The following is a 946-nucleotide window of genomic DNA, read 5'->3' on the forward strand; positions in this document are numbered from 1 at the left end:
GCATCAACTATCTCTTCTCTACTGTTAAATTCCCGACCATAAAAACATTCTGTTTTTAATCGCCCAAAGAAACTTTCCATTGCGGTATTGTCCAAGCAATTCCCTTTTCTCGACATACTTTGAATAATGCCATGTTCAGCTAAAATTCGACGATAAGCTACCATTTGATATTGCCAGCCTTGGTCTGAATGTAAAATGACACCACAAGCTTTATTTAATCCTTTGACGGCTTGCATTAACATGTCCTCTACTTGCGCCCAGTTTGGGGAATAGCTGAGATTATAGGAGACTACCTCATTGTTAAATAAGTCTAAAATTGGAGATAAATAGACTTTACTCCCATCTTTCGCCTTAAACTCGGTGATATCAGTTACCCATTTTTGTTTCGGGGCCGTTGCACTAAAATCGCGTTCAAGATGATTCGGTGCTATCACCCCTATCGTGCCTCGATAGGTCGTAAATTTCTTGCTTTTTCTTGACCGCACTTGAAGCCCAAGTGTCTGCATTAAACGTTAAACTTTTTTATGATTCACGCCTGGCAAGTAGGCATGAACACGTCGGTAGCCATAATCAGGATGATTGGCTTTGATGCGTTGAATGGTCTTTTTCAACAACTCATCCTTATCCGGTTTAATCTGAAGTTTCGCAAAAAATGTACTACGCGCTAACTGTGCAAAGCCTAAAAGCCATTTTAACGGATAGCGTGTTCTTAACCTTTGGATAATTTCCGTTGCTCGGCTTCGTCCTGAAGTCTGAGCCTTCTCAACTCCTTTAGGTAGGCCACCTCCGCTTCAAGCTGTAAAATTCTCAGGCGTAAACGGTCTTCTTCAGTTTTGGGTGGCGGTGGCATTTTTGCATATTGGGGTTTCATCGGCGGTCGTCCTGATGGTTTACGGGGAATAAGTCCTTTTATGCCACTTTTTTCAAACCGTTTCAACCATGTCCC

The 946-nt window shown here is 42.1% G+C and carries 1 protein-coding gene and 1 pseudogene; both read right to left on the reverse strand.

Annotated features, from left to right (window positions below):
- Positions 1-485: IS3 family transposase (locus tag DPV97_RS09525; RefSeq protein ID WP_431830727.1), on the reverse strand; the 485-nt coding region annotated here is incomplete at its 3' end.
- A gap of 224 nt (positions 486-709) precedes the next feature.
- Positions 710-946: pseudogene (locus tag DPV97_RS09610) on the reverse strand (IS3 family transposase); the annotation flags it as partial.

The sequence above is a fragment of the Haemophilus parainfluenzae genome, assembly GCF_003253005.1.
Taxonomy (GTDB): domain Bacteria; phylum Pseudomonadota; class Gammaproteobacteria; order Enterobacterales; family Pasteurellaceae; genus Haemophilus_D; species Haemophilus_D parainfluenzae_M.